Genomic DNA, 25,658 nt, shown 5'->3' on the forward strand with positions numbered 1-25,658 from the left:
CGCTCAGTCCACGGCGGCCGGGGTGAGGAACGCGGCGAGCGCGGAAGCGTAGGCGGACACGTCGGTGGCGCCCATGAGTTCACGGCACGAGTGCATGGCCAGCTGCGGAGCGCCGACGTCGACGGTGGAGATGCCGGTGCGGGCCGCGGTCATCGGTCCGATGGTCGACCCGCAGGGCAGATCCGCGCGATGCACATAGCGCTGCAATGGAACCTCCGCCTGGGCGCAGGCCAGCGCGAACGCCCCGGCCCCGGCCGCGTCGGTGGCATAGCGCAGGTTCTGGTTGACCTTGAGCACCGGCCCGCCGCCGACCTCGATCCGGTGCGCGGGTTCGTGGCGCTCGGGGTAGTTCGGGTGGGTCGCATGGGCCATGTCACCGGAGGCGACCACCGAACCGGCCAGCGCCGCGAGGTAATCCGCCCGACCGCCACCACGGGCGAGCACGATGCGCTCGAGCACCGCGGGCAGCAGATCCGACTGCGCGCCCCGGTCGGACTGGCTGCCGACCTCCTCGTGGTCGAACATCACCAGCACCGGCGTCGCGGCGCCCGGTTCGTCGACGGCGGCGAGGAACGCCTGCAGCCCGGCGTAGCAGGTGCCCTGGTTGTCCAGGCGCGGCGCGCTCACCAGGTCGTTGTCCCGGCCGACCAGGGTGCTCGGCGCGAGGTCGTGGGTCATCAGTTCCCAGCCGAGTACGTCGGCGCCGTCGACGCCGGCGCGTTCGGCCACGAAATCCAGGAAGGAGGCGGGGGCGTCGCCGATGCCCCAGATCGCGTTGACGTGGCGCTGCGGGTCCAGCGTCACCCCGCGCCGATCCTCGGACAGGTGGATCGCCAGCTGCGGCACCCGCAGGATGGGGTCGTCGATGCGGACCAGCACGTCGCTCATCCGGGCGCCGTCGCGCACGCTCAGCCGGCCGGAGAGGCCGAGTTCGCGGTCCAGCCAGGAGTTCAGCCACGCGCCGCCGTAGGGCTCGAGCCCGACCAGCTGCCAGCCCGCGGTCGCCAGATCCGGATGCTGCTTCACCCGCAGGTTCGGGCTGTCGGTGTGCGCGCCGACCACCCGGAACGGGTCGGCCGGCGCGGCGTCCTCGTCGGCCCACGCGATCAGCGAACCACCGCGCACCACATAGTGTTTCCCGCCCGCGCTCTCCCACGACCGCGCCTCGGCCAGCGGGGTGAACCCGTTCGCCGCCAGCTCGGCGGCGACCGTCGCGCACACATGGAACGGCGAGGGCGAAGCATCGATGAACGCGCACAAGCCACTCGCCGTGGCCGCAGTCAGGGATACAGGCACAGCCGCGATCCTAGCCCGCGAGGTCGCCGCCCTGCCTTCCGTAACCTGGACGGGTGGACAGAGTCGACGTCGGCGGACGGTCCGAGCGGGACTGGGAATTCGCAGGTCCGGCCGATGCGATGACAGCGGGTGCCGGGATCATCGGCTACCGCGACGCGGGCGGGGCCGGCGTGGATCTGCGAGTCGCGGGGGCGGCCTCGGTCACCGTGCTGATCGAGTTCGGGGGTGGCGGGTTGCGCGTCGACGACGCGTTCGGCAGCCGCACCCTCGGTGGCTTCGTGGCCGGGCTTCCCCTCGCGGCCATGCGGGTGCGTGGGGAGCGGGCCGCGTGCGTCGAGGTCCGGATGTCGCCGGTCCGGGCGTATTCGCTGCTGGGCGTGTCCCCCACGGAACTGGGCCGGGGCGCGGTCGCCGTCGAGGACCTGTGGGGTTCACGGGCCCGGCGGCTGCGCGAGCGGCTCGCGTCCGCCCCGACCTGGGACGACCGTTTCGCGGTCACCAGAACGTTTCTCGCGCAGTGCGACCGGCCGACGCGGACCCCCGACCCGGAGGTGCTCGCGAGCTGGAGCCGCATCCTCACCACCGGCGGCCAGGTGCGCATCGGCGAGCTCGCCGCCTCCCTCTGCTGGAGCCACAAGCGGCTGTGGTCGCGGTTCGAATCCCAGATCGGGTTGACCCCCAAGCGAGCGGCGATGCTGGTCCGGTTCCGGTCCGCGGTCGACGGTCTGTTGGCCGGCAGGCCCGCGGCCGACGTCGCGGCGGCCTGCGGGTACACCGATCAGGCCCATCTGTGCCGGGACGTGTCGACCTTCGCCGACCAGACGCCGGGGTCGCTGGTGCCGCGCTATCTGCCCACCGTCGCCCAGCACCGCTATCGGGCCTGGGGAAGATTCGTCCAAGACCCGGCGGGGGCGCTCGGCCGATAGTTGTGCCGTGACCACCACTTTCGATCCCGACAAGCTCCAGATCGCCCTGGAGACCATCCACCACGCGGGCCTGCCCGGCGTCTTCGCCGAGGTACGCGCCGACGATCGGATCTGGCGCGGCGCGGCGGGTGTCGCCGACGTCGACACCGGCCGCCCCGTCACTCCCGACCTGCGCCACCGCGTCGGCAGCATCACCAAGACGTTCACCGCCGCCGCGGTGCTACGCCTGGTCGACGAGGGCGCCATCACGCTCGACACCCCGATCGGCCACTATCTGCCGCGACTGGTTCCCGGCGACCGAGGTACGGCGATCACGGTCCGGATGTTGATCAACCACACCAGCGGTCTCCCCGACTTCCTGCCCATGGCCTACCCCTCGCTCGCGGCCTTTCCCGCCGTGGCGAAGACGACCCCGGCCAGCTTGGACGACCACCGGTTCACCCGATTCGCGCCGACCGAGCTGATCGCGATGGGCGTCGGCGCACCCGCCACCGGCGCGCCGGGCGGCACACCGGGGGTGTACTCGAACACCAACTACCTGCTTCTGCGCCAGCTGATCGCGGCGGTGACCGACATCTCGGCGCCCGACTACATCACCCGCGCCATCATCGAGCCCGCCGGTCTGCCCGACACCGAGCTCCCGACAGGCCCGACCATCGACGGACCGCACTCGCGGCACTACGAGGCATGGTTCGGCATGATCGACCCGCCGCGCGACTACAGCGTCTTCGACATGTCGTGGACCGATTGCGCGGCGTCGCTGATCTCGACCGTCGCCGATCTGAACCGCTTCTTCGGGCTGCTGCTGGCCGGCGAGATCATCAGCCGCGCGTCGCTGGCGCAGATGCGGCGAACCGTTCCGGTCATCGCCTTCGACGGCAAGACCGGCGACTACGGTCTCGGCCTGCAGAAGACCACGGTGCCCGGCCTCGGCACCTACTGGGGCCACGAGGGTTCGGTGTGGGGCGGCGGCGCGACCTCGATGACCAGCGCGGACGGCACCCGGCAGCTGTCCTTCGCGGTGAACCTGCAGCGTTGGAACCGCCTCGACGCCACGGGAAGACCGCAACCGCATCCGATCGACGACGCGCTGGGCGCCTTCACCCAGCTGGCGCTGGGCGGGTGACTACAGCTCGGCGATGACGCCGAGCGCGGCCGACAGCTCGCTGTAGCGCCGCGCGCCGAGGCGGGCCCGCAGCTCTTCCTCGGCGAGCTGTTCCTCGGCGCGGATCTTGGTGACCAGCTTCGCCCCCAGGCTGCTGAGCCCGATCAGGATCCGGCGGCGGTCGTCGGTGGCGGCGACCCGGAAGATCAGCCCGCGCTCGGCGAGATGATCGGCGTGCCGGGTGGCCGAGGACGGCGCGAGCCGCGCGGCCGCCGCCAATTCCGACATGGTCATGCCGTCGTCGGTCGACAACTGCGACAGAATCGCCCAGTGATCGGCCGTGAGATTGTCGGCCGACAACGCCGATTCCAGCTGGCGCACCCAGTTACGTTCTGCCGAGCGCAGCGCGCCGTGCAGCGTGGAACACCCACTTATGATGGACACCGATTGCATTCCCACCTGCCGACACATTCATTCGAACAAACCTGTTCGCACTAGGCGTTAGAGTACAGAATGCCCACGTTCGACGAGAGTCGGGACGAAACGATCGAGATTCTCTCGATCGTGCCCACTCAGGGCCCCGGTGGCATCATCGCACCTTCGTGCACCGCCGCCATTTCCCTGGCCGTCGACGAAATCAATAGCGGGACAGGAATTCTGGGTCGCGAAATTCGGCTGACAACGCTCGACGGCGGTCGGCCGCCCTACGAGGTGGCCGCCGAAGTCGACGCGTTCCTGGCGACCGGAATGGTCGGCGCGATCACCGGCTGGCACACCTCGGCGGTGCGTCGCGCCGTCGCCGACGCCGTCGACGGCCGTGTCCCCTACCTCTACGCGACCGACCACGAGGGCCTGCCCGACGAGCGCCCCGGCGTCTTGCTGGTGGGCGAGCATCCCGATCACCAGACCGTGCCCGCCGTCGCCTGGATGGCGCGTGAGCTGGGCGTTCGCCGCTGGGCGGTGATCGGCAACGACTACATCTGGCCCCGGCAGACGGTCAACGCGCTGCGCCGGGCGCTGCCGACACCGGCCGATCTCGTGCTCGAGCAGTACGTGCCGCTGGGCACCACCGATTTCCACCCGTTCCTGGACAGCCCGGCGCTGCTGCGCGCCGACGCGGTGCTGATCCTGATGGTCGGCGCCGACACCGCGCGCTTCAATCGCCAGTTCACCGCCACCGGCCTGCCCGCGATCATGCCGCGGCTGAGCCCCGCCGTCGACGAGAACGTGCTGCTGAGCGCGGGTCCGGCGGCCAATGCCAACATGTTCGTCGCGTCGAGCTTCTTCGTCGACGAGCACACCGCCGACGGCCGCGACCGCCGCACCCGCTACCGCGAGCACCACGGCGCCTTCGCCCCCGCGCTGACCACGTTCAGCAACTCCACCTACGAGGCCGTCCACCTGCTGCGCACGCTGGCCGACACCGTCGGCACCCTGGACGTGCCGACCATCGCGGCCAGACTCGACGACGGCATCGTCCTGGACGGCCCGTCCACCCGCAACGGCTTCCTCGGCAACCAGGCGATCGGTCCTGCGCACCTGGCTCGCGCCGACGGCGTCGACTTCGACATCATCGACCAGCTGCCCTGACGACCACCACGCCCCGACCCCGAGGAGGGTAAGGCCACGCAGCGGCCGTCGCGGCCGTCCCGCCGATCAGGTGCCGTTGCGCAAGCGACGAAGGAGCGAGCAACGGCACCTGATCGGCGGGACCCAAGGGGCCGCGACCTCGAGCGCGCCAGCGCTCCAAGAACTCAAGCGTTGATGAGGCTGTCGATCACCGAGAAGAACATGCCGAGACCGTCGTCGCTCGGACCGGTCAGCGCCTCGGTGGCGTGCTCGGGGTGCGGCATCAGGCCGACTACCCGGCCGTTGGCCGAGGAGATGCCCGCGATGCCGCGCTGGGAGCCGTTCGGGTTGTCGCCCGCGTAGCGGAACACCACGCGACCTTCGCCCTCGAGCTCGTCGAGCACCTGCGCGGAGGCCTGGTAGCGGCCCTCGCCCGACTTCAGCGGGATGAGGATCTGCGCGCCCGGCTCGTAGCGGGAGGTCCAGGCGGTGTTGGTCGCCTCGACCTGCAGCCACTCGTCGCGGCAGATGAAGTGCAGGCCCTCGTTGCGGGTCAGCGCGCCGGGCAGCAGCCCGGCCTCGCACAGCACCTGGAAGCCGTTGCAGATGCCCAGCACCGGCAGGCCCTGACCGGCCGCGCGCACGACCTCGCCCATCACCGGCGCGAACCGGGCGATGGCGCCGCAGCGCAGGTAGTCGCCGTAGGAGAAGCCGCCGGGCACGATGACCGCGTCGACGCCCTTGATGTCGGCGTCGGCGTGCCACAGGCTCACGGCCTCGGCGCCGGCCAGCCGCACCGCGCGAGCGGCGTCGACGTCGTCGAGCGTGCCGGGGAAGGTGATAACGCCGATGCGTGCGCTCATGCCTGCGCCTCGCTGACGCTTGGCTCCGGCATGACCGCGTGGGCGGCTGTGCTGTGCTCCCTCATGAGACCCGAACGACCTTCCAGTCCTCGATCACCGTGTTGGCCAGCAGCGCCTCGGCGATCTGCTCGAGCTCGGCGTCGGAGACACTGTCGTCCACCTCGAGCTCGAATCGCTTGCCCTGCCGCACATCCGAGATTCCGGCGAATCCCAGACGCGGGAGCGCGCCGACCACGGCCTGTCCCTGGGGATCCAGGATCTCGGCCTTCGGCATGACCTCGACCACGACTCGTGCCACGCGTTGCTCCTCATGTGGTGTGGGGGGTTACCTCGGAAATCCTAGTTGACCCGGCCGTCGTGCCCGCGTTCCGGGGTCGCGGCTGCTGTCTTCGACGACGCCGACCGCCGAGGCCCTGCGTGGCCACGCTCCGCTCCCGCCTCCGGGCCCACCGGCATCGGCGGCGATAGCATCGGCTTATGCGCATCGCCCACTTCGGTCATTCCTGCATCCTCGTGGAACTGCACGGTGTGAAAGTGCTGTTCGATCCCGGCACGTTCGCGCACGGCTTCGAGGGCATCACCGGACTGGACGCGATCGCGGTGACCCACCAGCACCCGGACCACATCGACCCGGCCCGGATCGAGGCGCTGATCGAGGCCAACCCGACCGCCCGCCTGCTGTCGGACCCGCAGACCGCCCAGCAGCGCGGTGAGGGCTGGGAGCCGGTCTCGGCGGGCCAGGTGCTCGACATCGGCGACCTGCAGATCACCGGCGGTGGCGGTCGCCACGCGGTGATCCACCCGGACATCCCGGTGATCGACAACACCGTCTTCCAGCTCGGCACCGCGGCCGACCCGGCCCAGCTGGTCCACCCGGGCGACTCGCTCTGGGTGCCGCCGGTCCCGGTCGGCGTGCTGGCGATCCCGGCGGTCGCGCCGTGGATGCGGATCTGGGACACCGTCGACTACCTGCGCGCGGTCAATCCCCGCACCGCCGTCCCGGTCCACTTCGGGATCGTCGAGCCGACGGCGCAGGGCATCTACTTCGGCAGGCTGACCGAGATGGCCCCGGCCGGCACCGAATTCCGGGTGATCCAGCCGGAGGACCAGGCGCAGTTCTGATCAGCGATAGGTGCTGAGGAACAGCGCCTCGGCCAGCGCCATGTGCTCGATCTCGGTCGGGTCCACGCTCTCGTTGGGGGCGTGGATCAGGCACTTCGGCTCCTCCACGCCGATCAGCATGATCTCGGCGTCGGGGTAGGTGTCGGCGAAGACATTGCACAGCGGGATCGACCCGCCCTGCCCCTCGGTGGTCACGTGTCTGCCGTAGGAGGTCGCCATGGCCTGTTCCAGCGCCGACCGAGCGGGGCCCCGCTCGGAGGCGACGAACGGTTCGCCGAGCGCCTCGACCTCGATGTCGAGCCGGGCGTTCCACGGCAGATGCGCGCGCAGGTGCTTCTCCAGCAGGTCGAGCGCCTGCTTGGGCTCGGTGCCCGGCGGAATGCGCAGGTTGAGCCTGGCCCTGGTGCTCGGCTGGATGGCCGCCGAGGACCCGACGACGGCGGGCACGTCCATCCCGAGCACGGTCAGCGCGGGCCGCGCCCACACCATGTCCGAGACGGTGCCGCTGCCGAGCAGGTCGACGCCGTCGAGCACGCCCGCGTCGGCCCGGAAGTCCTCGGCCGGGTACTGCACACCGGTCCATTTCTGGTCGTCGGTGAGCCCGTCGATGGTGGTGTTGCCGTGTTCGTCCCGCAGCGACGACAGCAGCCGGATCATCGCGGCCAGCGCGTCCGGCGCCGGGCCGCCGAACATGCCCGAGTGCATCGGCCCGGCCAGCGTCGTCACCGTGACCACGACGTTCACGTTCCCGCGCAAGGTCTGGGTGAAGGTGGGCACGCCGACCGCGAAATTGCCGCAGTCGGCCACCAGGATCACGTCGGCGGCGAGCAGGTCGGGATTGGCGACGACGAACTTCTCCAGCCCGCCGGTGCCCTGCTCCTCCGAGCCCTCCGACACCACCTTGATGCCGATCGGGAAGTCCGGCCCGATCGCGCGCAGGGCCGTCAGGTGGGTGACGATGTTGCCCTTGCAGTCGGCGGCGCCGCGGCCGTACCAGCGGCCGTCCTTGTCGGTCAGCGTCCACACCGGGGTGTGCCAGGCGTCGTCGCCCAGCGGCGGCTGCACGTCGTAGTGGCAGTAGAGCAGCACCGTCGGCGTGCCCGGCGGACCCGGCTTGTGCCCGATGACGGCCTTGCTGCCGTCGGGCGTCTCGTGCAGACCCACCTCGGTCAGCCCCGCCGCGGCGAACGCGTCGGCCACCCACTGCGCGGTCTGCTCGCACCCCGCCGGCGGGAACTGGCGCGGGTCGGCGACCGACTTCAGCGAAACCAGCTGGGTGAGGTCCGCTTTCGCCTGGCCCATCAACCCGGAGATGGTGGTGCGCAGGGCGGCCACTTCGGGGGTATCGGTCATCGCTTCGGCCTCACTTCGTGGTGTCGTCCAGCTTCAGGGTGTCCAGATGAGAAAGGTAGTCCGGCAGCCGATCCGGGCAATAGACGGCGATGGTCAGGGCCACCGCCTGGGTGGTGTCGCGCGGGCCGATCACCGGACGCTGTCCCGGCCCGGCCGCGCCGTTGGTGATCGAGGCCTGGTACTTCGCCTTGATCAGCGGCGAACTCGGGTCCTGGCAGACCGAGCCGCCGTCGTCGCCGAGCGCGTCCGCGATCACGTTCGGCTCGGGTGCGGGCAGCCCCGCGGCGAGCAGATTGTTGTGCAGCTGTTCAGCTTTGGCGGTGGCCTGGGTGTTCTCGCGGATCTCGCTGAAGGTGAGCAAGCCGATCAGGGCGAACACCACGAGCAGCACGCCCGTGGTGATGTAGATCCAGCGCCGCTTGCGGTAGGGGGCGTCTCCGGTCGTCATGCCTTCTCCCCTTCCGGGACAGCGAGTTTCCAGCTGTCCCTGCGGTTTCGGTAGAACAGGTACGGGATCAGCAGCCCGACGATGCCCATGCCGCCGCCGACGATGAGCAGATACACCCACGGGCTGCCCGCGCCGAATTGCGAGGGTGGCACGAAGCCGATCGCGAATGCCGCGATCGAGGATGCGGCGCCGAGACCGCAGAGCGCGAACAGGGCGGGCGCCCGGTAGCCGCGCGGATGATCGGGATCGTTGCGGCGCAGCCTGGCGGCCGCCGCGAACATCAGCACGTACATGATCAGATACACCTGCGTCGTGATCACCGACAGAATCCAGTAGGCGCTGGAGACATTCGGGATGAACGCGTAGAGCAGCGCGATGAACGTCGTGAACACACCCTGCGCCACCAGCATGTTCTGCTGCACGCCGTGCTTGTTCATCGTCGTCAGCCACGGCGGCAGGTAGCCCTCGCTGCGCCCGATCAGCAACAGGCCCTTGGACGGCCCGGCCAGCCAGGTGAGCATGCCGCCGACCGCGGCCGCCACCAGCGCGATGCCGACGATCGGGGTGAGGAACCCGACGCCGAAGTGACTGAAGAATCCGTCGAAGGCCTGCATCACGCCCGCGGTGAGGCTCAGGCTCGCGGAGGGGACCACCCAGCTGATCGCCAGCGCGGGCAGGATGAAGATGACCAGCACCAGGCCCATCGCCAGGAACATCGCCTTCGGGAATTCCTTGGCCGGATTCTTCAGCGACGACACGTGCACCGCGTTCATCTCCATGCCCGCGTAGGACAGGAAGTTGTTCACGATCAGCACCAGACTCGCCAGTCCGGTCCAGGCCGGGAGCAGGTGGCTCGAATCCATCGGCGCCGCAGACGGATTGCCCTGCGCGAGGAACACCAGGCCCAGCACGACCAGAATGGTGCCGGGGATCAAGGTGCCGATCACCAGGCCCATGCTCGACAGCCCGGCCACCGTCTTGGTGCCCTGCGAGGACACGTACACACCGGCCCAATAGACGGTGATGATCACGATGGCCACATAGAGCCCGTTGGACGCCAGCGACGGATCGATGATGTACGCGAAAGTGCTTGCCACATAAGCGAGCAGACTCGGGTAATAGAAGATCGTCATGGCGAACTGGCACCAGACGGCGAGAAAGCCGAGCGGCTTGTTCAGTCCGTCCCCGACCCATTTGTAGACGCCGCCGTCCCAGCCCGAAGCGAGTTCCGCGGCCACCAGCGAAGTCGGCAGCAGGAACAGAATCGCGGGAATGATGTAGAGGAATACACAGGCGAGTCCGTAGATCGCCATCGTGGGTGCCGAGCGGAGGCTGGCCACCGAACTCGTGGTCATCAGCGCCAATGTCACCCAGGACAAGTATTTCGTCGTCGTCGCGGCTTTCGTCGCGGTGCCCGTCATCAGCGCTGCCTCCTGCTGTGTATGCACAACTAGCGGAAACCCTTGATCAACTGCTCAAGCATAGTAACTGCCGAGCATCCTCCCGGTAGGCTCGAAACGAGCACATATGCAACGGAATCGTTGCAGATACCCGGCAGAGCTAACACCTGGCAGTGGATCCGCCGACTGGAGGAACAGTGGCCGAGAATCACGATCCCCATGACCTTTTCAGCCTTCCCGGTTTCACCCGTCCCGCCCCGCACGGCGGTTTTCCCGCCTACGAACTCTTTCCCGATGTCGCCTACGAGATCGTGCACGACGAATTGCTCCTCGACGGCGTCGCCAGGATGAACCTGGCGACCTTCTGCACCACCTGGATCGACGACCAGGCGCGCACGCTGATGGCCGAGTCGACGGACAAGAACATCGTCGACAAGGACGAGTACCCCCAGACCGCCGAGCTGGAGAAACGCTGTGTGCGCATGCTCGCCGACCTGTGGCACGCGCCCGATCCCACGACCACGCTCGGCACCTCCACCACCGGCTCCAGCGAGGCGGCGATCCTCGGCGGGCTGGCGGCGAAGTTCCGCTGGCGGGCGCGCGGCGGCACGGGCGTGCCCAACCTGGTGACCGGGCCGGTGCAGGTGTGCTGGGAGAAGTTCGCGCGCTACTTCGATGTCGAATTGCGCCAAGTCCCCTTGCGCGGCGACCGCTACACCTTGCACCCCGACGACCTGCCGACGTACTGCGACGACAACACCATCGCCGTGGTGCCGACCTTCGGTCAAACCTTCACCGGTCTGTTCGAGGACGTCGCCGCGATCAGCGCCGCGCTGGACCGGTTGCACGCCGGCGGCGGCCCGGACATCCCGATCCACGTCGACGCGGCCAGCGGCGGCTTCCTCGGCCCGTTCACCGCGCCGGATCTGGTGTGGGACTTCCGATTACCCCGGGTGAAGTCGATCAACGCCTCGGGGCACAAGACCGGGCTGGCCCCGCTCGGGGTCGGCTGGGCGATCTGGCGCGAGGCCGCCGATCTGCCCAGGGAGCTGATCTTCGACGTCGACTACCTCGGCGGCAACATGCCGACGTTCAACCTCAACTTCTCCCGGCCCGGCGGCCAGGTGATCACCCAGTACTACAACTTCATCCGGCTCGGCCGGGCCGGCTACACCCGCGTGCAGTCGACGATCTACCTGGTCGCCCGGCATTTCGCGAAGCGCATCGGCGCCATGGGCCCGTTCGAGCTGATCCACGCGGCCGAACCGGCGCGGGGCATCACCGCGGTGGCGTGGCGACTGGCCGACGGCGTCGACTACAACCTCTACGACCTGTCGGACCGGCTGCGCGCCCGCGGCTGGCTCATCGCCGCCTATCCGCTGCCCGCCGACCGGCAGGACGAGACGATCATGCGCGCGGTGTTCCGGCACGGCTTCACCGTCGACATGGTCGAACTGCTGCTCGCCGACATCGAACGGGGTCTGCACCAGCTCGCGACCAACCCGCGGCGCACGCCCCTGACTCGCTCGGAGGCGGGCGGATTCACCCACGACGGCGCGCCCGAGGTGCCGTGACAGGGGCCGTCGCCGCGCGCGTGATCGCCGATGTGCGCGCGGCGACGGCCGGTCAGGCAGCCCTGGCCGCGGTGAACGGCTCCCAGCGGTACACGTCGCTGCGGGCGCCGTGATACCGCGCCAGGTCGACGGCGTCGAGCATCGCCTGGCGCGGGCCCGAGCGCTGCAACTGCGCGGCCGAGATCGCCAGCCGCAGCACGCCGCCACGCCGGGCGGTGCGCGCCGCGCCCATCACCAGCGCCCGGCACCACCACGGCTCGGCACGGAACCCCTCCCCTATTCCGTACACCCGCGCGCGCTGGGCCACCTCACGTTCCAGATCGAGGACGGTGGTCAGGCCGAGCGCCAGCCGGAAGCCGACCTCGGGCAGCGCGGCCAGCGCACCGGCCGAGGCGTCCCAGCGCGGCGCGGCGAACAGCCGGGTGCGCAGCTGCACCTGTTCCATCACCCGGTCGGCCGCCTTGAGCCGCAGGGTGGCCTCGTGCCTGGGCAGGCTCGCGAACTCCGCGCGACGGCTCTTGGTGGCGGCCTGGTCGTAGCCGTGCAGCACGATCGCGTCGCCCGCGAGCCGTCGACCGCGCAGCCAGGACTGCGTGGCCGGATCGTCGACCAGCCGGTACTTGCCCTTCAACCGGGGCGCGACCAGCAGTGACAGCCGCACATCCCGCTGGTCCATCTCCGCCGCGAACTCGATCGCGGCATCGCGGGTCGTGTCCCGGATCCCGGATACGGAAACGATCAGCTCAGCGTTCATGGACCTACGGTGTCAGCCCCAGGTGACACCCGCGTGCTCCACCGATGACGCCCCGACGAACATCCGCGCACGCCTCACCACCGCCGCCGGTGCTCGCTCAGCTACGCGTCCGCCAGACCGACCTTGTCCAGGACCCAGGCGTACTCGAAGCCGACTTCCTTCCACTTCTCGTAGCGCCCGCTGACACCGCCGTGGCCGGCGCTCATCTCCGTCTTGAGCAGCAGCTCGCTGTCGCCGGTCTTGGTGGCGCGCAGCTTGGCGATCCACTTGGCCGGTTCGACGTAGAGCACGCGGGTGTCGTTGAGGCTGGTGATCGCCAGGATCGCCGGGTAGTCCTTGGCCTCGACGTTCTCGTACGGCGAGTACGACTTCATGTACTCGTAGACGTCCTTGTCGGCCAACGGGTTTCCCCACTCGTCCCATTCGATCACCGTCAGCGGCAGCGACGGGTCCAGGATCGAGGTGAGCGGGTCGACGAACGGCACGTTGGCGAGGATGCCGGTGAACAGCTCCGGCGCCAGATTGGCGACCGCGCCCATCAGCAGGCCACCCGCGCTGCCGCCGTCGGCGATCAGCCGATCCGCCGCCGTGGCACCGCTGTCGATGAGATGCACGGCGCAGGAGACGAAGTCGGTGAAGGTGTTCTTCTTCAGCAGTGTCTTGCCGTGCTCGTACCAGAGTCGGCCCATCTCACCGCCGCCGCGCACGTGCGCCACCGCGAACACCATGCCGCGATCGAGCAGCGACAGCCGCGAGACCGAGAACGACGGATCGATGCTGGCCTCATAGGAGCCGTAACCGTAGAGCAGCATCGGCTTCGGGCCCGCCGGGAGCCCGCGCCGCTTGATGATCGAGATCGGGATCCGGGTGCCGTCGTGGGCGACCGCCCAATCCCGGTGCTGTTCGTAGTCGTTCGCGTCGTAGCCGCCGAGCACCGGCTGCTCCTTGCGCAGCAGCAGGTCACCGGTGGCGGGCACGTAGTCGAACACCTGCATCGGGGTGATGAAGGAGGTGACGCCGACCCGCAGCGTCGGCTGTTCCCATTCCGGGCTGGAACCCGCACCGGCGGAGAACAATTCGAGCCCGAAGTCGAGTTCGGTGAGCTCGCCGTAGCCCTCCGCGGTGAGCGGCCACACCGACAGGCGGGGCAGCGCGTCGCGGCGGTAGCCGAGCACCAGGTGGTTGGCGAAGGCGTCGATGTCCTCGAGCCGCACGTCCTCGCGGTGCCCGATCAGGATCGTCATGTCCGACGGATCGGTGGCAGGCGCTTCGGCGAGGACGAAGTTCTCCGCCTTCACGCCGTCGACCACGTCGTTGTGCAGGATCAGGAAGCGGTCCTCGCCGCCGATCACCGCGTGCTCGGCCGAGTACTCCACACCCTCGCGGCGCTCCAGCAGCACCCGGAACTCGCCCTCAGGGTTGTCGGACTCCAGCACCCAGCCCTCGGTGGTGATCTTGGAGCCGAGCCAGATCATCAGGTACTTCTCGGAACGGGTCGCACCGACGCTCACCCAGTAGCGCTCGTCGGGCTCGTGGAACACCGTCACGTCGGCGTCGGCGGCGGTGCCGACGCGGTGGCGCCACACGGTGTCGGGCCGCCAGGACTCGTCGACGGTCTGATAGAAGATGTGCGTGCCGTCCAGCGACCAGGTCGCGCCCGGTGCGGCGCCCGCCACCTCGTCGGGCAGCAGCTCACCAGTGCGCAGATCCTTGATCCGCAGGGTGTAGCGCTCGTCGCCGGTGCTGTCGACGGAGTAGGCCAGCAGGGTGCCGTCGTGGCTGAGCGAGAACGCGCCGAGCGCGAAGAAGTCCAGGCCCTCGGCCAGCACGTTGCTGTCGAGCAGCACCTCCTCGCCCGCGATCGCGGTCTCGACCTCGAGCTGCGGCGGGGTCCACGCGTCGATGCCCTCGGCCTCGGCGGCGATGGGACAGCGGCAGTGCACGCCGTACTGCTTGCCCTCGAAGCTGCGCGAGTAGTACCAGTACTGGCCCAGCCGGGTCGGCACCGACAGGTCGGTCTCCTGGGTCCGCGCCTTGATCTCGTCGAAGATCTTGTCCCGCAGCGGCTGCAACTGGTCGGTCTGCGCCTCGGTGAAGGCGTTCTCGGCCTCCAGGTACGCGATGACCTCGGGATTCTCCTTGTCCCGTAGCCACTCGTACTCGTCGACGAACGTGTCGCCGTGATGCACCCGCTCGAAGGGCACCTTCTTCGCGATCGGCGCCGACACCGTCTCATTCTCGCCAGCCATGGGTCCACCGTAGCCGGACCTTTGCGGCCGGGCCCGCCAACTCGGCCGGGGCCGCCACCGGGCCGGGCCCGCCCGGCTGAGTATTTCTGCGCATGTGCGCGCGCCGGTGGGTGCGTAGCCTGCTCGCATGGGGATGCGGTACGCGGTTCGATCGTTCGTCGTGAGTGTCGGGGTGGTGCTGGCGGCGGGGTCCGCGGCGGTGACTCCCGCGACCGCCTGTGCGTGCGGTGGCGTGGTCAGCGGCGGGAACTCGGCACGGGTCGACAGCGAGACGGCGGTGCTCGGGTGGGACGGCACCCGCGAGACCGTGCTCATGCGCCTGGGAATGCAATTCGACGGCGCCGACGCGGCGTTGATCGTCCCCACACCGACACCGGCGACGGTCTCGGCGGGCACCGCGGCCTCGTTCAGCGAGCTGTCCCGGCTGACCGCGCCCGAGGTCGTCACCGAGCACCGCTGGTTCGGCAGCGACTACTCCTCCGGTGACACCTCCGGCGCCGCGCCCGGCTCCGGGCCCGAGGTACTCGGACAGGTCCAACTCGGCCCGCTCGAGGCGACGACGCTGCGCGGCGGCGACCTCACCGGCGTCCGGGAATGGCTGGACGCCAACGGCTATCAACTGCGCCCCGAGGTCAGCGCCACCCTCGACCCCTATCTCCGCGAGGGCTGGTCCTTCGTGGCCATGCGCCTGACCAGCGCGAAACCGCTCTCCGGCGCGCTGGATCCGGTCCGGTTGACCTTCGACTCGGACCGGCTCGTCTATCCGATGCGCATGTCCGCGGCGGCCACCGGCCACCAGTCGGTGCACCTCTACGTCTTCGGCGACCACCGGGTGACGCGCACCGACGCCGACACCGCCACACAATCCACCATCACCGAATTCGCCGCCCCCGTCGCCGAACTCACCGATCCCGACCTGAAAGCCCTCGCGGCGGGCAAGTCCTACCTCACCGAACTCGCCGTCAGCATTCCCCGGCCCGCGACCATCACCACCGATTTCGCCTTCGGCCCCGCCGCGAACGACGACACCGTCCGCGATCGGGTGGTGCGCCGGGAGTATGTCGAGATCCTGGGCTTCCCCGCGGGTTACGTGCTGATCATCGCCGGGCTCTCGGTGATCGGCGTGCTCGCCGGTGTCGTGCTCCGGCGCCGGACCAGGTAGCCCGGAACGCGGCGCGGCCCGGCTCTCGGGCTGGAAAAGCCGTCGAACCGGGCCGCGTGGAAGAACTCTCAGGCCCCCAGCGCCGGGCCGATGGTCGGCCAGGAGGCGTGCAGCGCGTCCTGCCAGTAGGACCAGGAGTGGGTGCCGACCGGGTGGTAGTCGATCTTGGCACCGATGCCCGCGCCGCGCAGCCGCTGGTCGAAGGCGACCATACAGGTGTTGACGCCGAGTTCGATGGGACCGCCGAGGAAGATGTTCTCCGCCAGCTGCGGCTTCAGTTCGGCCTCGTGCGGGCCGGGAATGCCGGTGCCGGTGGACATGTACAGCGCCTTGCCGCGCAGACCCTCGAGCATCAGGGCCGGATCGTGCGAGGCCCATTCGGGGCTGCCGGGCGCGCCCCACATGTTGAGCGGATTGCCGCCACGGTTGGCGATGGAGAACATGATCGCGCCCGCGGCCATCGCGCTGTCGGGACACGCGCTGTAGCCGGCGACGGCCCGGTACAGCCCGGGGTGCCGAGCGGCCAGGATGTAGGCCGCGTTGCCGCCCATGGACAGGCCGCCGATGCCGTTGACCCCGTTGCCGTCGAACTCCGCGTCGATCAGGCCGGGCAGCTCCTGGGTGAGGAACGTTTCCCACTTGTACCGGCCGAAGCGCGGGTCGTCGGAGATCCAGTCGGAGTAGTAGCTGGCCTGCCCGCCGGTCGGCATGACCACATTGACGTTCTTGTTCCGGAAGAAGGCCTCGGCGTCGGTGGCGTTGGTCCAGGTGCTCTGGCCGATTCCGGGGTCGAGGCCGTCGAGCAGATAGTAGGTCGAGCGCGAGCCGCCGCCCGCCGGATGCAGCACCTGCAGGTCGATATTGCGCCCCATCGCGGGCGAGGCGACCGTGATCGCGGTGCGGGTGGGGCTGAGGTTGTTCACCCCGACGATCTGGGCGGCAGCTGCGGGGGCGGGGTTCACCACCGCGGGTCCGATCAACGCGATGGCGAAAGCCAGCACTGAAGCAGCAACACCTGTACGACGCACGTCCCACCCTCCATTACCGCATGCCAATGACAGTCCAAAGTAACCCACAGGTGAACGAACTGAGAGCATTCGGCGATTCGGGCGTTTCTTCAGCAAACTTACCGGTATGCAATGACCGGTTCGCCCGGAAAGGCAGGTCAGCGGGACAGGGCGCCGCGAATCGACCCGGCCAGATAGTCGAGATCGGCGCGCGCGGGCGAGGTCGGGCGCGCCCGCAGGCCGAAGCCGTCGCCCGGCGTCCGCGGGATCACGTGCAGGTGCACGTGGAAGATCTCCTGCCCGGCGGTGACGCCGTCGGCGAGGAAGAAATTCACTCCGTCGGCGGCCACTTCGCTGGCCCGCAACGCGGCCGCGATCCGCTGCCCGACCTGGAACAGCTTGCCGCCGAGGGCGGGATCGAGATCGGCCAGGCTCGGCGCGGGCGCCTTCGGGACCACGAGCACATGGCCCGGCGTCACCGGACGAATGTCCATGAACGCCAGCACATCATCGTCCTCGTAGACCTTGGAGGCGGGCGCCTGCCCGGCGATGATGTCGGCGAAGATCGTGTACGGATTCACCCGGGTACGGTAGCGAAACCGCGCCAGGAGCCGCCGTGCGATCGCCCGCCGCCGGTGCTGGAACAGCGACAGCGGCGGGCTGACACGCACCGTGCGTCAGAGAATCGGCGACGGCGTGTAGCGCGCGGCCTCGGGGTTGGCCTCGACCAGCTTCTGCACCTGCGCGATGACCTCGGAGACCTGGTCGGACGCGGCACCGATGAACGCGGACTTGTCGGCCAGCGCGGCATCGAGCGCGGCGCGGTCCAGCGGCATCCGGTCGTCGGCGGCGAGCCGGTCCAGCAGGTCGGGCTCGCGACCCTGCTCGCGCATGGCCAGCGCCACCGCGACAGCGTGCTCCTTGATGACCTCGTGCGCGGTCTCGCGACCGACGCCCGCGCGCACCGCCGCCATCAGGATGCGGGTGGTGGCCAGGAACGGCAGGTACCGGTCGAGCTCGCGGGCGACCACCGCCGGGTATGCGCCGAACTCGGCGAGCACGGTCAGGAAGGTCTCCATCTGGCCGTCGACGGCGAAGAACGCGTCCGGCAGCGCGACGCGGCGCACCACCGAGCAGAACACGTCACCCTCGTTCCACTGCGCGCCCGCGAGCTCGGCCGCCATCGAGCCGTAGCCGCGCAGCACGACCTGCAGGCCGTTGACGCGCTCGCACGAGCGGGTGTTCATCTTGTGCGGCATCGCCGAGGACCCGACCTGGCCGGGCTGGAAGCCCTCGGTGACCAGCTCGTGGCCCGCCATCAGCCGGATGGTGTGCGCGAACGACGACGGCCCGGCGCCCAGCTGCACCAGCGCCGAGAGCACGTCGTGGTCGAGTGAGCGCGGGTAGACCTGGCCGACGCTGGTGAAGACCTTCGCGAAGCCGAGATGCGTGGCCACCTGCTGCTCGAGCGCGGCCAGCTTGCCCGCGTCGCCGTCGAGCAGGTCGAGCATGTCCTGGGCGGTGCCCATCGGGCCTTTGATGCCGCGCAGCGGGTAGCGGTCGATCAGCTCGCGCAGGCGGGTCAGCGCGACGAGCACCTCGTCGGCGGCGGAGGCGAAGCGCTTGCCCAGGGTGGTCGCCTGCGCGGCGACGTTGTGCGAGCGGCCCGCCATCACCAGCGTCTGGTACTCCGCGGCGCGCTCGGCCAGCCGGGCCGCGATCGCGACACCGTGGTCGTAGACGTACTCGAGCGAGAGCCGGATCTGCAGCTGTTCGACGTTCTCGGTGAGGTCGCGGCTGGTCATGCCCTTGTGCACGTGCTCGTGCCCGGCCAGCGCGTTGAACTCCTCGATGCGCGCCTTCACGTCGTGGCGGGTGACCCGCTCACGCTCGGCGATCGAGGCCAGGTCGACGTGTTCGAGCACGCGCTCGTAGTCGTCGAGGACACCCGCGGGGACATCGATGCCGAGTGCCGACTGCGCCCGCAGCACCTCGAGCCACAGCTTGCGCTCGAGCACGATCTTGTTCTCGGGCGACCAGAGCGCGACGAGCTCCGGGCTGGCGTATCGGGTGGCGAGGACGTTCGGGACAAGGCTCACGAACACTCAGTCTAGTTGCCGCGCCCGTTCCAGCTGCTGGGGCATCATGTTGGGCACCACGGGCGGGGCGACGATGTCGATCATCTCCAGCAGACCGGCCCGTGCGGGCCGCCTCGGCTCCGGGTGACCCTCGATCAGCGCGGCGACCACCGCGCCGTCCACCACGGCGACCAGCCTGCGCAACTGCTCGGGGCGCACCACTCGATCGGAGCGGCGCAGCACGTCGGCGAGCAGTTCTTCGAGCTGCGTGCGTAGTCGGAGCTGGACCTCGCGTAACTCGGGATGCCGGGCCGAGGCCACCGAGCGCTCGTAGCGCGCGATCAGCTGGCCGCGCGCGTCGAGGTCGCTGTCGTCGGGGCCGACGAGCAGGTCGAGGACGAGGTCGACGGTCGCGTCGGTACCGCGCCTGCGATGGCTGACCTCACCGACCCGGCGACGCATGGCGTCGAGTTCGATCGCGCCGCTGAATTCGACGGCCCGGGCGATCAGATCTTCCAGAGATTCGAAGTAGTAGGTGGTCGAGGCGAGCGGAAGATCGGCCCGCGACGCCACCGAGCGATGTCGTACAGCGTCGAAGCCGCCTTCGAGCAACAGTTCAGCCGCCGCCGCCACCAGGGCCTGGCGACGCCGTTCGCCTTTCGGGGTCGTCGCGGTGGTCACCGTGCCATCGTGCCAGTCATCATCAGTTCAACCGTGCGCAATCGTCATCGGGGAAACGCGGGAAATCGGGATAACTGAGTTTTACCGCATCCCGGCACGGAAGTGTTCGTACTAGGCAAAGTTGTTGTCGCACATCACTGTTGACAGCGCGGCCGATCAGCCCTTCAGGAACCTTCCCAACCGGTCCAGCGCTGCGGCGATGTCGTCGGTGGCGCCGGCGAAGGAGAAGCGAACAGTGCGAATGCCGTGCACGGTGTCGAAGTCGAGACCGGGTGCCAGCGCGACGCCGGTGTGCTCGAGCACCTCGGCACACCAGGCCCGGGAATCGTTGGTCAAGTGACCGATATCGGCATAGGCGTAGAAAGCGCCATCGGCGGGGGCGAGTTCGGTGATGCCGATACTCGGCAGACCCTCCAGCAACAGCGCCCGGTTGCGCGCGTACCGGCGGACGTGGCCGTCCAGCTCATCCTTGGCTTCCGCGCCGAACGCGTGCACGGCGGCGTACTGGGAGATGGCGGGCGGGCACACCGTCATGTTCGACGCCAGCCGCTGCAGCGCCGGGCGCAGGTCGGCGGGGGCCAGCATCCAGCCCAGCCGCCAGCCGGTCATCGAGAAGTACTTCGACACCGAGCCGATCACCACCGCCGCGCGGGAGAACTCCCAGGCCGAGGCGGTCGGCGTCGCGTCGTCGAAGGTGATGCCGTGATAGATCTCGTCGGAGATCAGCAGGGTGCCGTGGTCTTCGCACCAGCGCGCCAGCGCGGCCAGCTCGGCCGGGTCGATCATGGTGCCGGTCGGGTTGGCCGGGCTGGCCACCACCAGGCCCGCGGGCGGCTCCGGCAGTGCCTCGAGCATGGCGACCGTCGGCTGGAAGCGGGTCTGCGGGCCGCAGTCGAGCTCGATCACCTCGCAGCCGAGCGCGGTGAGGGTGTTGCGGTAGGCCGGGTATCCCGGCCGGGCCACCACCACGGTGTCGCCCGCGTCGAAGGCGGCCAGGAAGATCAGCGTGAACGCCCCCGAGGACCCCGTGGTCACCACGACCTCGTCCGGGTGCACGTCGTAGCCGTAGGTCTCCCGGTGGTGCTCGGCGATCGCCTCGCGCAGCGGCAGGATGCCGAACGTCTCGGTGTACCCGAGCAGCTCGTGCTCGATCGCCGCCTTGGTCGCCCGCAGCACCGGTGCCGGCGCCTGCGTCGAGGGCTGTCCCGCCGCCAGCACCAGCACGTCTCCGTGCGACCTGGCCCGTTCAGCAGCGGCTTTCCACACATCCATCACGTAGAAAGGGGGAATGGTCGACCGGCGCGATTCTCTGGACACCCGAGTGACGGTAGAGCACCCGATTGCGGGCGTTGACAGATATGGTCGGCAGAATGGCTCCGACAGCGAATACGCAGCCACCGGCGCAGCGAGTTGAGCCGCGTCGGGGCAGGGCCGCGGGGGCACCATGGAGTGGGTAAGGACGGCGGGGCGAGTGCGGCGGGCGAAGGCGGACGCGGTGGATCGTGTCGTGGCGTCGCCGGTCGAGGACAGCCCTCCTGCCGAGGCGAACGCGCAGGCGGCGGACGTCGCCGCGAGCCCCGCGGCCGCCGAGGCCGACCCTCGTGCGGAGACCGCGGCCGCCACCGCGCAGCCCTCAGCCGCCGAGACCACCGCGCACCGGCGAGTCACCACCGACGGCCCCAGCGCCTCAGCCGCTGAGCACAGCACCCGGGCGCTCGACGACGCCGCGGCGCCGAGCGTCGGGAAGCGCGTAGTCAGCATCAACGGCCTTGTTCTGCAGGCGAATTGGCGCGAGCAGCTACCGTCGAAGAGCGGTGTCCGCGAGCGCGTGGCGACCTGGATCGGCGAGCATCCGACGGTCGCCGAGATCGCCGGCGAACTGCGCGCGGGCGAGGTGCGCACCGTGTTCTGGCTGCGGCCGAAGGCGCGGGCCGAGGCGCTGTGGGCGCGGCGGCCGAGCCGGGATCGGGTGCGGCGGGTACTGATCGAGCAGCGCGTCCTGATCGCGGGTGTGGCGATCGTGGCGGTGGTCGTGGCGGCGGACGGGCGGATCGGCGACGACGTCGAGGGTGGCCCGCTGGCGCCCGGTGAGGCGCAGCGCGTGGCGATCGCCTACGTCCCGGAACTCGCGCCGAATCCGCAGTCGACGACGCGCCTGCTCGCCGCCATCGCCAACGGCGAGAAGCGGCGCGAGGCGGCGGTGGTCGCGGCGGCGGCCCGCGCCACCCTCGAGCGCGCTAAGGCCGAGGCGGCGGCCGCGGCCTCGGGCGAGTGGCAGGACTGGATGGGGACGCGGGCGCCGGTGGTCCCCGGGACCGTGACGCCGGGGGCGACCCCCTCCCTCGGCGGCTTCAGTCTGCCCGCCAAGGGCGCGTTCACCTCGGGTTTCGGCTCCCGCTGGGGCACCATGCACCGCGGCATCGACATCGCCGCCCCCATCGGCAGCCCCATCTACGCCGTCGCCGACGGCACGGTCGTCGAAGCGGGTCCGGCCCAGGGCTTCGGCCTGTGGGTGCGCATCCGGCACGACGACGGCACCATCAGCATCTACGGCCACATGTACGACTTCTTCGTCTCCCCCGGCGAACGGGTCCCCGCGGGCATGCAGATCGCCCGCATCGGCAACCGCGGCGACTCCACCGGCCCGCACCTGCACTTCGAGATCGTCCAGAACGGCAACCACGTCGACCCGCAGGCCTGGCTCGCCACGCACGGCCTCCAGCTCACCTGACGACACGACAAGGGGCATCGGACCCGCTCCGGACCCCGATGCCCCTCGTTCGCGATTCGCGCGCTACTGCGCTTTGCGCTCCGGGACGACCACCTCGGTCGCGCCGATATCGGTGCGGAAGTGGCTGCCGGGCAGCTTGATCTGGGCGAGCCGCGCGTAGGCGCGCTCGCGAGCCTCGGCGAGATCGGCGCCGACCCCGACCACATTGAGCACCCGGCCGCCGGCCGAGACCAGCGTCTTGTCCTCGCGCTGCCCGGTGCCCGCGTGCAGCACCAGCGTCTCGCCTTCCAGCGCACCGTCCTCGGCGCCGGTGATCACGTCACCGGTGCGCGGGCGAGCGGGGTAGTTCTCGGCGGCCAGCACGACGGTGATCGCGGAGCCGTCCTTCCAGCGCGGCGGTTCGATCTCGGCCAGGCGACCGGTGGCGGTGGCGTGCAGCAGCTCGGCGAACGGGCTGTCCAGCAGGGCCAGCACGGCCTGGGTCTCGGGATCGCCGAAGCGGCAGTTGAACTCGACGACCGCGGGACCGTTGGTGCCGACGGCCAGACCGGCGTACAGCAGCCCGGAGAACGAGCTGCCCCGGCGGACCAGCTCGGCCGCGACCGGCTTCACCACATCCTCGACGATCTCGGTCAGCGTCTCCTCGGGCAGCCACGGCAGCGGCGTGTAGGCGCCCATACCGCCGGTGTTCGGGCCGGAATCGCCGTCGCCGACGCGCTTGTGGTCCTGCGCAGGCAGCAGCGGGACCACGGTCTCGCCGTCGACCAGGCAGAACAGCGACACCTCCGGGCCGTCCAGGAACGACTCGAGCAGCACCGGGTGGCCCTGTTCGAGCAGCTCGGCGCCGTGATCGCGGGCCGCGCGACGGTCGTCGGTCACCACGACGCCCTTGCCCGCGGCCAGCCCGTCGTCCTTGACGACCCAGGTCGGACCGAAGCGATCGAGCGCGGCGTCCAGGTCGGCCGGGGTGTCGACGATCTCGCTGTGCGCGGTCCGCACACCGGCGGCCGCCATCACGTCCTTGGCGAACGCCTTCGAGCCCTCGATCCGGGCCGCGTCCTTGGACGGGCCGAAGACCGGGAATCCGGCCGCACGCACGGCGTCGGCGATGCCGAGCACCAGCGGCACCTCGGGGCCGATCACCACGAGATCGGCGGCGACCTCGGTGGCCAGCGCGACGACGTCCTCGGCCGCGCACGGGTCGACCGGACGTAGTTCGGCATGTTGTCCGATGCCGGGATTGCCCGGGGCGGCGATCACCGCCGTCACCGACGGATCCCGGCGTAGCGCCAGGACGAGGGCATGTTCACGGGCTCCGGAACCGATGACGAGTACGCGCACGGTCACAGATTAGTCGCGCTCTTCACGCCCGCTGCGCACGCCCCAGCCCCCTACCGCGTCGCGATATCCGGTAGCGGTCACCGGGCCGCGGCGACGGATCCGAACCCTGCCCCGGCGTCGGGAATTCACCCGCGCACACCACCCGCATCGGGTTCACTTGGGGGACAATGGGGCTGGCGCGACGACACGGCCGCCGGGGAAGGCGAGGGGAGCAAGCATGGGTCTGCTCGACGGGATGATGGGCAATGCGGGCCGGATCGACCCGGCCGCCGCGCAGCAGGAGTACGCCAAGCTGTTCGGCCAGGGTGAGCAGGTCTATTCGGCCTACCTGCTGGTGCGCGACGCGATGCTGTTCACCAATCGCCGGCTGATCCTGGTCGACAAGCAGGGCGTCACCGGCCGCAAGGTCAGCTACCACTCCATCCCCTACCGCTCGATCACCCATTTCGCCGTCGAGACCGCGGGCACCTTCGATCTCGACGCCGAGCTCCACATCTGGATCGGCAGCGGGAACGAGCCGGTCAGGCAGCGGTTCAACCGCCAGGTCGACATCTACGAGGTGCAGGGCATCCTGTCGCATTTCGTCGCGATCTAGCTAGGCTCGCCGCTATGGCATCCGTCTTCAGCGCGATCATCGCCGGACAGCTTCCCGGCCGTTTCGTCTGGGAGGACGACGAATTCGTCGCCTTCCTCACCATCGCCCCCGTCACCCAGGGTCACACCCTCATCGTGCCGCGCGCCGAGATCGACCAGTGGCAGGACGTCGACCCCGCCGTCATGGCGCGCCTGACCGGCCTCGCCCAGAAGATCGGCCAGGCCGTCCGCATCGCCTTCGACGCGCCCCGCGCGGGCCTGCTCATCGCCGGCCTGGAGGTCCCCCACCTGCACACCCATGTCTTCCCCGCCTACACCATGGGCGACTTCGACATCTCCGGCGCCGACACCGCCCCCACACCCGAGTCCCTCGACGAGGCCCAGGCCAAGATCAAGGCCGCCCTCCGGGAACTCGGCTACGAGGCCAACGTCCCGGCCTGAGGCGGCCAGACCGTACGGCCCCCGCCGCGTCGGCACAGGTCGGGGGCCTGACCGGTCAGGATCGAGCGGTCACTGCGTGACGCAGTGCGGGGGCGGGGCGGGGCTCCAGCTGCCGAAGCAGCCCGCGGCGAAGTAGGCGAGCAGGTCGATCACGGCCGAGCCGGTCTGCAGGACGACCGGCTGGGCCGTCGTCGGCTGACCCGAGGCGGACTGCGCCGGGGTCGCGGTGGCGAGCCCGGCGGAGGCGGCGCCGAACGCGGTGACCGCGGCGGCGAGGATGGCGAAGCGTTTCACGAGGATCCCTCTCGAACAGGTACGCCGGGGTTCGGCGTGCGAGTGAGCCTAGTGAGAAACGCCACTGTTTCGGAGTGGATCGATCGCCCCTGCTTTCTGGGGCACGAGCTGCCGTCGCGGCGCTACGAACAACTCGGAGCCACGTCAGGATCGAGCCGGCGGCCTGTCGATCACAGCCAGGTGCAGGCGTGGTCACGATCGAACGAACCGGCGCTCCCGGTGCCGGTGGGGAGGTTGCGGGTGGCGTCCGCGATCGCCTCCCCTGGGTTCGCCCCTTTACCGAAGCCCACGATCGGGAATCCCGCGACGATCGCGAGCGGACTGGTCACGACCGCACCGCAGCCGTCCGCGAACGTCACCATCGTCCGGCAGTCGATGATGCCTTGACCCTTGCACGCTCGGTCCGCGGCTCGAATCGCGTCGGCTTCCGTGGGGTGGTTGACCGAAAACGCGTAGACGTTGCCCCACACGCTGAGGGAAACGGCGCCCCAGTTGACCGGGTCGGCGGTGGCGGGCGGTGCCGCGAGGACGGCAGCGGCGCTCACCGAGAGCACGGCGGCCGCAAAGGACTTGTCGAACATGTGGAGCGTCTCCCTCTGCGCGCCGGCTGGTGCGGCGATCGCATGGAAGATACCGCAGCGCATGGACGCGAGGCGGCCCCAAAAGTCTT

Annotated in this window: 26 protein-coding genes; 9 read left to right on the forward strand and 17 right to left on the reverse strand. The window is 69.9% G+C overall.

From position 1 onward, the window contains the following. Positions 1 to 3: 3 nt before the first annotated feature. The gene (locus ACIO52_RS08050) at positions 4 to 1,296 is read right to left on the reverse strand and encodes a M18 family aminopeptidase (RefSeq protein ID WP_218718745.1); all 1,293 of its coding nucleotides are present in this window, start codon (positions 1,294 to 1,296) and stop codon (positions 4 to 6) included. A gap of 53 nt (positions 1,297 to 1,349) precedes the next feature. On the opposite strand from ACIO52_RS08050, the gene ACIO52_RS08055 reads away from it, so the two are divergent. Both ACIO52_RS08055 and ACIO52_RS08060 read left to right on the forward strand, forming a co-directional pair. Next, the gene (locus ACIO52_RS08055; protein ID WP_402642584.1) at positions 1,350 to 2,222 is read left to right on the forward strand and encodes a helix-turn-helix domain-containing protein; all 873 of its coding nucleotides are present in this window, start codon (positions 1,350 to 1,352) and stop codon (positions 2,220 to 2,222) included. Between the two features lie 7 nt (positions 2,223 to 2,229). Next, a complete protein-coding gene (locus ACIO52_RS08060) occupies positions 2,230 to 3,348 on the forward strand; it encodes a serine hydrolase domain-containing protein (protein ID WP_402642587.1) in 1,119 nt (372 codons plus the stop codon). On the opposite strand, the gene ACIO52_RS08065 is transcribed toward ACIO52_RS08060, so the two are convergent. Continuing rightward, the gene (locus tag ACIO52_RS08065) at positions 3,349 to 3,780 is read right to left on the reverse strand and encodes a MarR family transcriptional regulator (RefSeq protein ID WP_218718744.1); all 432 of its coding nucleotides are present in this window, start codon (positions 3,778 to 3,780) and stop codon (positions 3,349 to 3,351) included. It lies immediately after the preceding gene. A 60-nt stretch (positions 3,781 to 3,840) separates the two neighbouring features. On the opposite strand from ACIO52_RS08065, the gene ACIO52_RS08070 reads away from it, so the two are divergent. Next, positions 3,841 to 4,917: a substrate-binding domain-containing protein gene (locus tag ACIO52_RS08070; protein WP_218718743.1), complete on the forward strand. Its 1,077-nt coding sequence runs from the start codon at positions 3,841 to 3,843 to the stop codon at positions 4,915 to 4,917. Positions 4,918 to 5,081: 164 nt separating this feature from the next. Here the strand turns inward: ACIO52_RS08070 and purQ are convergent, their stop codons facing one another. Together purQ and purS are read right to left on the reverse strand one after the other, a co-directional pair. Next, positions 5,082 to 5,759, reverse strand: coding sequence for a phosphoribosylformylglycinamidine synthase subunit PurQ (purQ, locus tag ACIO52_RS08075; RefSeq protein WP_218718742.1), 678 nt, complete (start codon positions 5,757 to 5,759; stop codon positions 5,082 to 5,084). 61 nt (positions 5,760 to 5,820) lie between these two features. Then, positions 5,821 to 6,057 carry a phosphoribosylformylglycinamidine synthase subunit PurS gene (purS, locus tag ACIO52_RS08080; RefSeq protein WP_218718741.1) on the reverse strand — a complete coding sequence of 79 codons (237 nt, stop codon included), beginning with the start codon at positions 6,055 to 6,057 and terminating at the stop codon, positions 5,821 to 5,823. A 179-nt stretch (positions 6,058 to 6,236) separates the two neighbouring features. Between purS and ACIO52_RS08085 the strand changes: the two genes are divergently transcribed. Next, positions 6,237 to 6,881 carry an MBL fold metallo-hydrolase gene (locus tag ACIO52_RS08085; protein ID WP_218718740.1) on the forward strand — a complete coding sequence of 215 codons (645 nt, stop codon included), beginning with the start codon at positions 6,237 to 6,239 and terminating at the stop codon, positions 6,879 to 6,881. On the opposite strand, the gene ACIO52_RS08090 is transcribed toward ACIO52_RS08085, so the two are convergent. From ACIO52_RS08090 to ACIO52_RS08100, 3 genes are read right to left on the reverse strand one after another with little or no spacing between them, the layout of a single operon-like run. Further along, positions 6,882 to 8,234 (reverse strand): dipeptidase, encoded by a 1,353-nt coding sequence (locus ACIO52_RS08090; protein WP_316573424.1) that lies wholly within the window; start codon positions 8,232 to 8,234, stop codon positions 6,882 to 6,884. A gap of 10 nt (positions 8,235 to 8,244) precedes the next feature. Then, positions 8,245 to 8,682, reverse strand: coding sequence for a hypothetical protein (locus ACIO52_RS08095; protein ID WP_218718738.1), 438 nt, complete (start codon positions 8,680 to 8,682; stop codon positions 8,245 to 8,247). Next, positions 8,679 to 10,103 (reverse strand): APC family permease, encoded by a 1,425-nt coding sequence (locus tag ACIO52_RS08100; RefSeq protein WP_218718737.1) that lies wholly within the window; start codon positions 10,101 to 10,103, stop codon positions 8,679 to 8,681. Before ACIO52_RS08100 ends, ACIO52_RS08095 begins: the two co-directional genes overlap by 4 nt. 176 nt (positions 10,104 to 10,279) lie before the next feature. Between ACIO52_RS08100 and ACIO52_RS08105 the strand changes: the two genes are divergently transcribed. After that, positions 10,280 to 11,656, forward strand: a complete 1,377-nt coding sequence (locus tag ACIO52_RS08105; RefSeq protein ID WP_316573423.1) for a glutamate decarboxylase — start codon at positions 10,280 to 10,282, stop codon at positions 11,654 to 11,656. Positions 11,657 to 11,708: 52 nt separating this feature from the next. Here the strand turns inward: ACIO52_RS08105 and ACIO52_RS08110 are convergent, their stop codons facing one another. After that, entirely contained in the window at positions 11,709 to 12,410 is a 702-nt protein-coding gene (locus tag ACIO52_RS08110; protein WP_218718735.1) for a DUF2334 domain-containing protein, read from the reverse strand. A 101-nt stretch (positions 12,411 to 12,511) separates the two neighbouring features. Beyond that, positions 12,512 to 14,659: a S9 family peptidase gene (locus ACIO52_RS08115; protein ID WP_218718734.1), complete on the reverse strand. Its 2,148-nt coding sequence runs from the start codon at positions 14,657 to 14,659 to the stop codon at positions 12,512 to 12,514. 127 nt (positions 14,660 to 14,786) lie between these two features. On the opposite strand from ACIO52_RS08115, the gene ACIO52_RS08120 reads away from it, so the two are divergent. Continuing rightward, positions 14,787 to 15,821: a DUF2330 domain-containing protein gene (locus tag ACIO52_RS08120; RefSeq protein WP_342800702.1), complete on the forward strand. Its 1,035-nt coding sequence runs from the start codon at positions 14,787 to 14,789 to the stop codon at positions 15,819 to 15,821. Positions 15,822 to 15,889: 68 nt separating this feature from the next. On the opposite strand, the gene ACIO52_RS08125 is transcribed toward ACIO52_RS08120, so the two are convergent. The 5 genes from ACIO52_RS08125 to ACIO52_RS08145 form a co-directional block, all read right to left on the reverse strand. Beyond that, positions 15,890 to 16,822 (reverse strand): alpha/beta hydrolase family protein, encoded by a 933-nt coding sequence (locus tag ACIO52_RS08125; protein WP_218718733.1) that lies wholly within the window; start codon positions 16,820 to 16,822, stop codon positions 15,890 to 15,892. A gap of 164 nt (positions 16,823 to 16,986) precedes the next feature. Beyond that, entirely contained in the window at positions 16,987 to 17,409 is a 423-nt protein-coding gene (locus tag ACIO52_RS08130) for an HIT family protein (protein ID WP_218718732.1), read from the reverse strand. A gap of 96 nt (positions 17,410 to 17,505) precedes the next feature. Continuing rightward, positions 17,506 to 18,927: an adenylosuccinate lyase gene (gene purB / locus ACIO52_RS08135; protein ID WP_218718731.1), complete on the reverse strand. Its 1,422-nt coding sequence runs from the start codon at positions 18,925 to 18,927 to the stop codon at positions 17,506 to 17,508. Between the two features lie 6 nt (positions 18,928 to 18,933). After that, positions 18,934 to 19,587, reverse strand: a complete 654-nt coding sequence (locus ACIO52_RS08140; protein ID WP_218718730.1) for a TetR/AcrR family transcriptional regulator — start codon at positions 19,585 to 19,587, stop codon at positions 18,934 to 18,936. Positions 19,588 to 19,743: 156 nt separating this feature from the next. Then, entirely contained in the window at positions 19,744 to 20,904 is a 1,161-nt protein-coding gene (locus tag ACIO52_RS08145) for a pyridoxal phosphate-dependent aminotransferase (RefSeq protein ID WP_316573421.1), read from the reverse strand. A 178-nt stretch (positions 20,905 to 21,082) separates the two neighbouring features. Between ACIO52_RS08145 and ACIO52_RS08150 the strand changes: the two genes are divergently transcribed. Continuing rightward, positions 21,083 to 22,318, forward strand: coding sequence for a M23 family metallopeptidase (locus tag ACIO52_RS08150; protein WP_402642600.1), 1,236 nt, complete (start codon positions 21,083 to 21,085; stop codon positions 22,316 to 22,318). Positions 22,319 to 22,381: 63 nt separating this feature from the next. Here ACIO52_RS08150 and purD read toward each other — a convergent pair whose 3' ends face one another. Next, complete coding sequence (purD, locus tag ACIO52_RS08155) at positions 22,382 to 23,659, reverse strand: phosphoribosylamine--glycine ligase (RefSeq protein ID WP_402642603.1); 1,278 nt, start codon at positions 23,657 to 23,659, stop codon at positions 22,382 to 22,384. Between the two features lie 217 nt (positions 23,660 to 23,876). Between purD and ACIO52_RS08160 the strand changes: the two genes are divergently transcribed. Together ACIO52_RS08160 and ACIO52_RS08165 are read left to right on the forward strand one after the other, a co-directional pair. Further along, on the forward strand, positions 23,877 to 24,254 hold the full coding sequence (locus tag ACIO52_RS08160) for a PH domain-containing protein (RefSeq protein WP_218718727.1): 378 nt from the start codon (positions 23,877 to 23,879) through the stop codon (positions 24,252 to 24,254). Positions 24,255 to 24,268: 14 nt separating this feature from the next. Further along, entirely contained in the window at positions 24,269 to 24,694 is a 426-nt protein-coding gene (locus ACIO52_RS08165; RefSeq protein WP_316573419.1) for an HIT family protein, read from the forward strand. 69 nt (positions 24,695 to 24,763) lie between these two features. Here ACIO52_RS08165 and ACIO52_RS08170 read toward each other — a convergent pair whose 3' ends face one another. Both ACIO52_RS08170 and ACIO52_RS08175 read right to left on the reverse strand, forming a co-directional pair. Then, complete coding sequence (locus ACIO52_RS08170; protein ID WP_218718725.1) at positions 24,764 to 24,988, reverse strand: hypothetical protein; 225 nt, start codon at positions 24,986 to 24,988, stop codon at positions 24,764 to 24,766. A gap of 170 nt (positions 24,989 to 25,158) precedes the next feature. Continuing rightward, on the reverse strand, positions 25,159 to 25,569 hold the full coding sequence (locus ACIO52_RS08175; RefSeq protein WP_218718724.1) for a DUF4189 domain-containing protein: 411 nt from the start codon (positions 25,567 to 25,569) through the stop codon (positions 25,159 to 25,161). Positions 25,570 to 25,658: the final 89 nt, after the last annotated feature.

This window comes from Nocardia sp. NPDC087230 (genome assembly GCF_044744725.1).
GTDB lineage: Bacteria > Actinomycetota > Actinomycetes > Mycobacteriales > Mycobacteriaceae > Nocardia > Nocardia canadensis.

What these genes read in the sequence shown, in the direction of transcription:
- ACIO52_RS08065 (WP_218718744.1), bottom strand. Translation starts at nt 3,780, where the DNA reads ATGCAATCGGTGTCCATCATAAGTGGGTGTTCCACGCTGCACGGCGCG.
- ACIO52_RS08070 (WP_218718743.1), top strand. Translation starts at nt 3,841, where the DNA reads ATGCCCACGTTCGACGAGAGTCGGGACGAAACGATCGAGATTCTCTCG.
- purQ (WP_218718742.1), bottom strand. Translation starts at nt 5,759, where the DNA reads ATGAGCGCACGCATCGGCGTTATCACCTTCCCCGGCACGCTCGACGAC.
- ACIO52_RS08085 (WP_218718740.1), top strand. Translation starts at nt 6,237, where the DNA reads ATGCGCATCGCCCACTTCGGTCATTCCTGCATCCTCGTGGAACTGCAC.
- ACIO52_RS08090 (WP_316573424.1), bottom strand. Translation starts at nt 8,234, where the DNA reads ATGACCGATACCCCCGAAGTGGCCGCCCTGCGCACCACCATCTCCGGG.
- ACIO52_RS08095 (WP_218718738.1), bottom strand. Translation starts at nt 8,682, where the DNA reads ATGACGACCGGAGACGCCCCCTACCGCAAGCGGCGCTGGATCTACATC.
- ACIO52_RS08100 (WP_218718737.1), bottom strand. Translation starts at nt 10,103, where the DNA reads ATGACGGGCACCGCGACGAAAGCCGCGACGACGACGAAATACTTGTCC.
- ACIO52_RS08110 (WP_218718735.1), bottom strand. Translation starts at nt 12,410, where the DNA reads ATGAACGCTGAGCTGATCGTTTCCGTATCCGGGATCCGGGACACGACC.
- ACIO52_RS08115 (WP_218718734.1), bottom strand. Translation starts at nt 14,659, where the DNA reads ATGGCTGGCGAGAATGAGACGGTGTCGGCGCCGATCGCGAAGAAGGTG.
- ACIO52_RS08120 (WP_342800702.1), top strand. Translation starts at nt 14,787, where the DNA reads ATGGGGATGCGGTACGCGGTTCGATCGTTCGTCGTGAGTGTCGGGGTG.
- ACIO52_RS08160 (WP_218718727.1), top strand. Translation starts at nt 23,877, where the DNA reads ATGGGTCTGCTCGACGGGATGATGGGCAATGCGGGCCGGATCGACCCG.
- ACIO52_RS08165 (WP_316573419.1), top strand. Translation starts at nt 24,269, where the DNA reads ATGGCATCCGTCTTCAGCGCGATCATCGCCGGACAGCTTCCCGGCCGT.
- ACIO52_RS08175 (WP_218718724.1), bottom strand. Translation starts at nt 25,569, where the DNA reads ATGTTCGACAAGTCCTTTGCGGCCGCCGTGCTCTCGGTGAGCGCCGCT.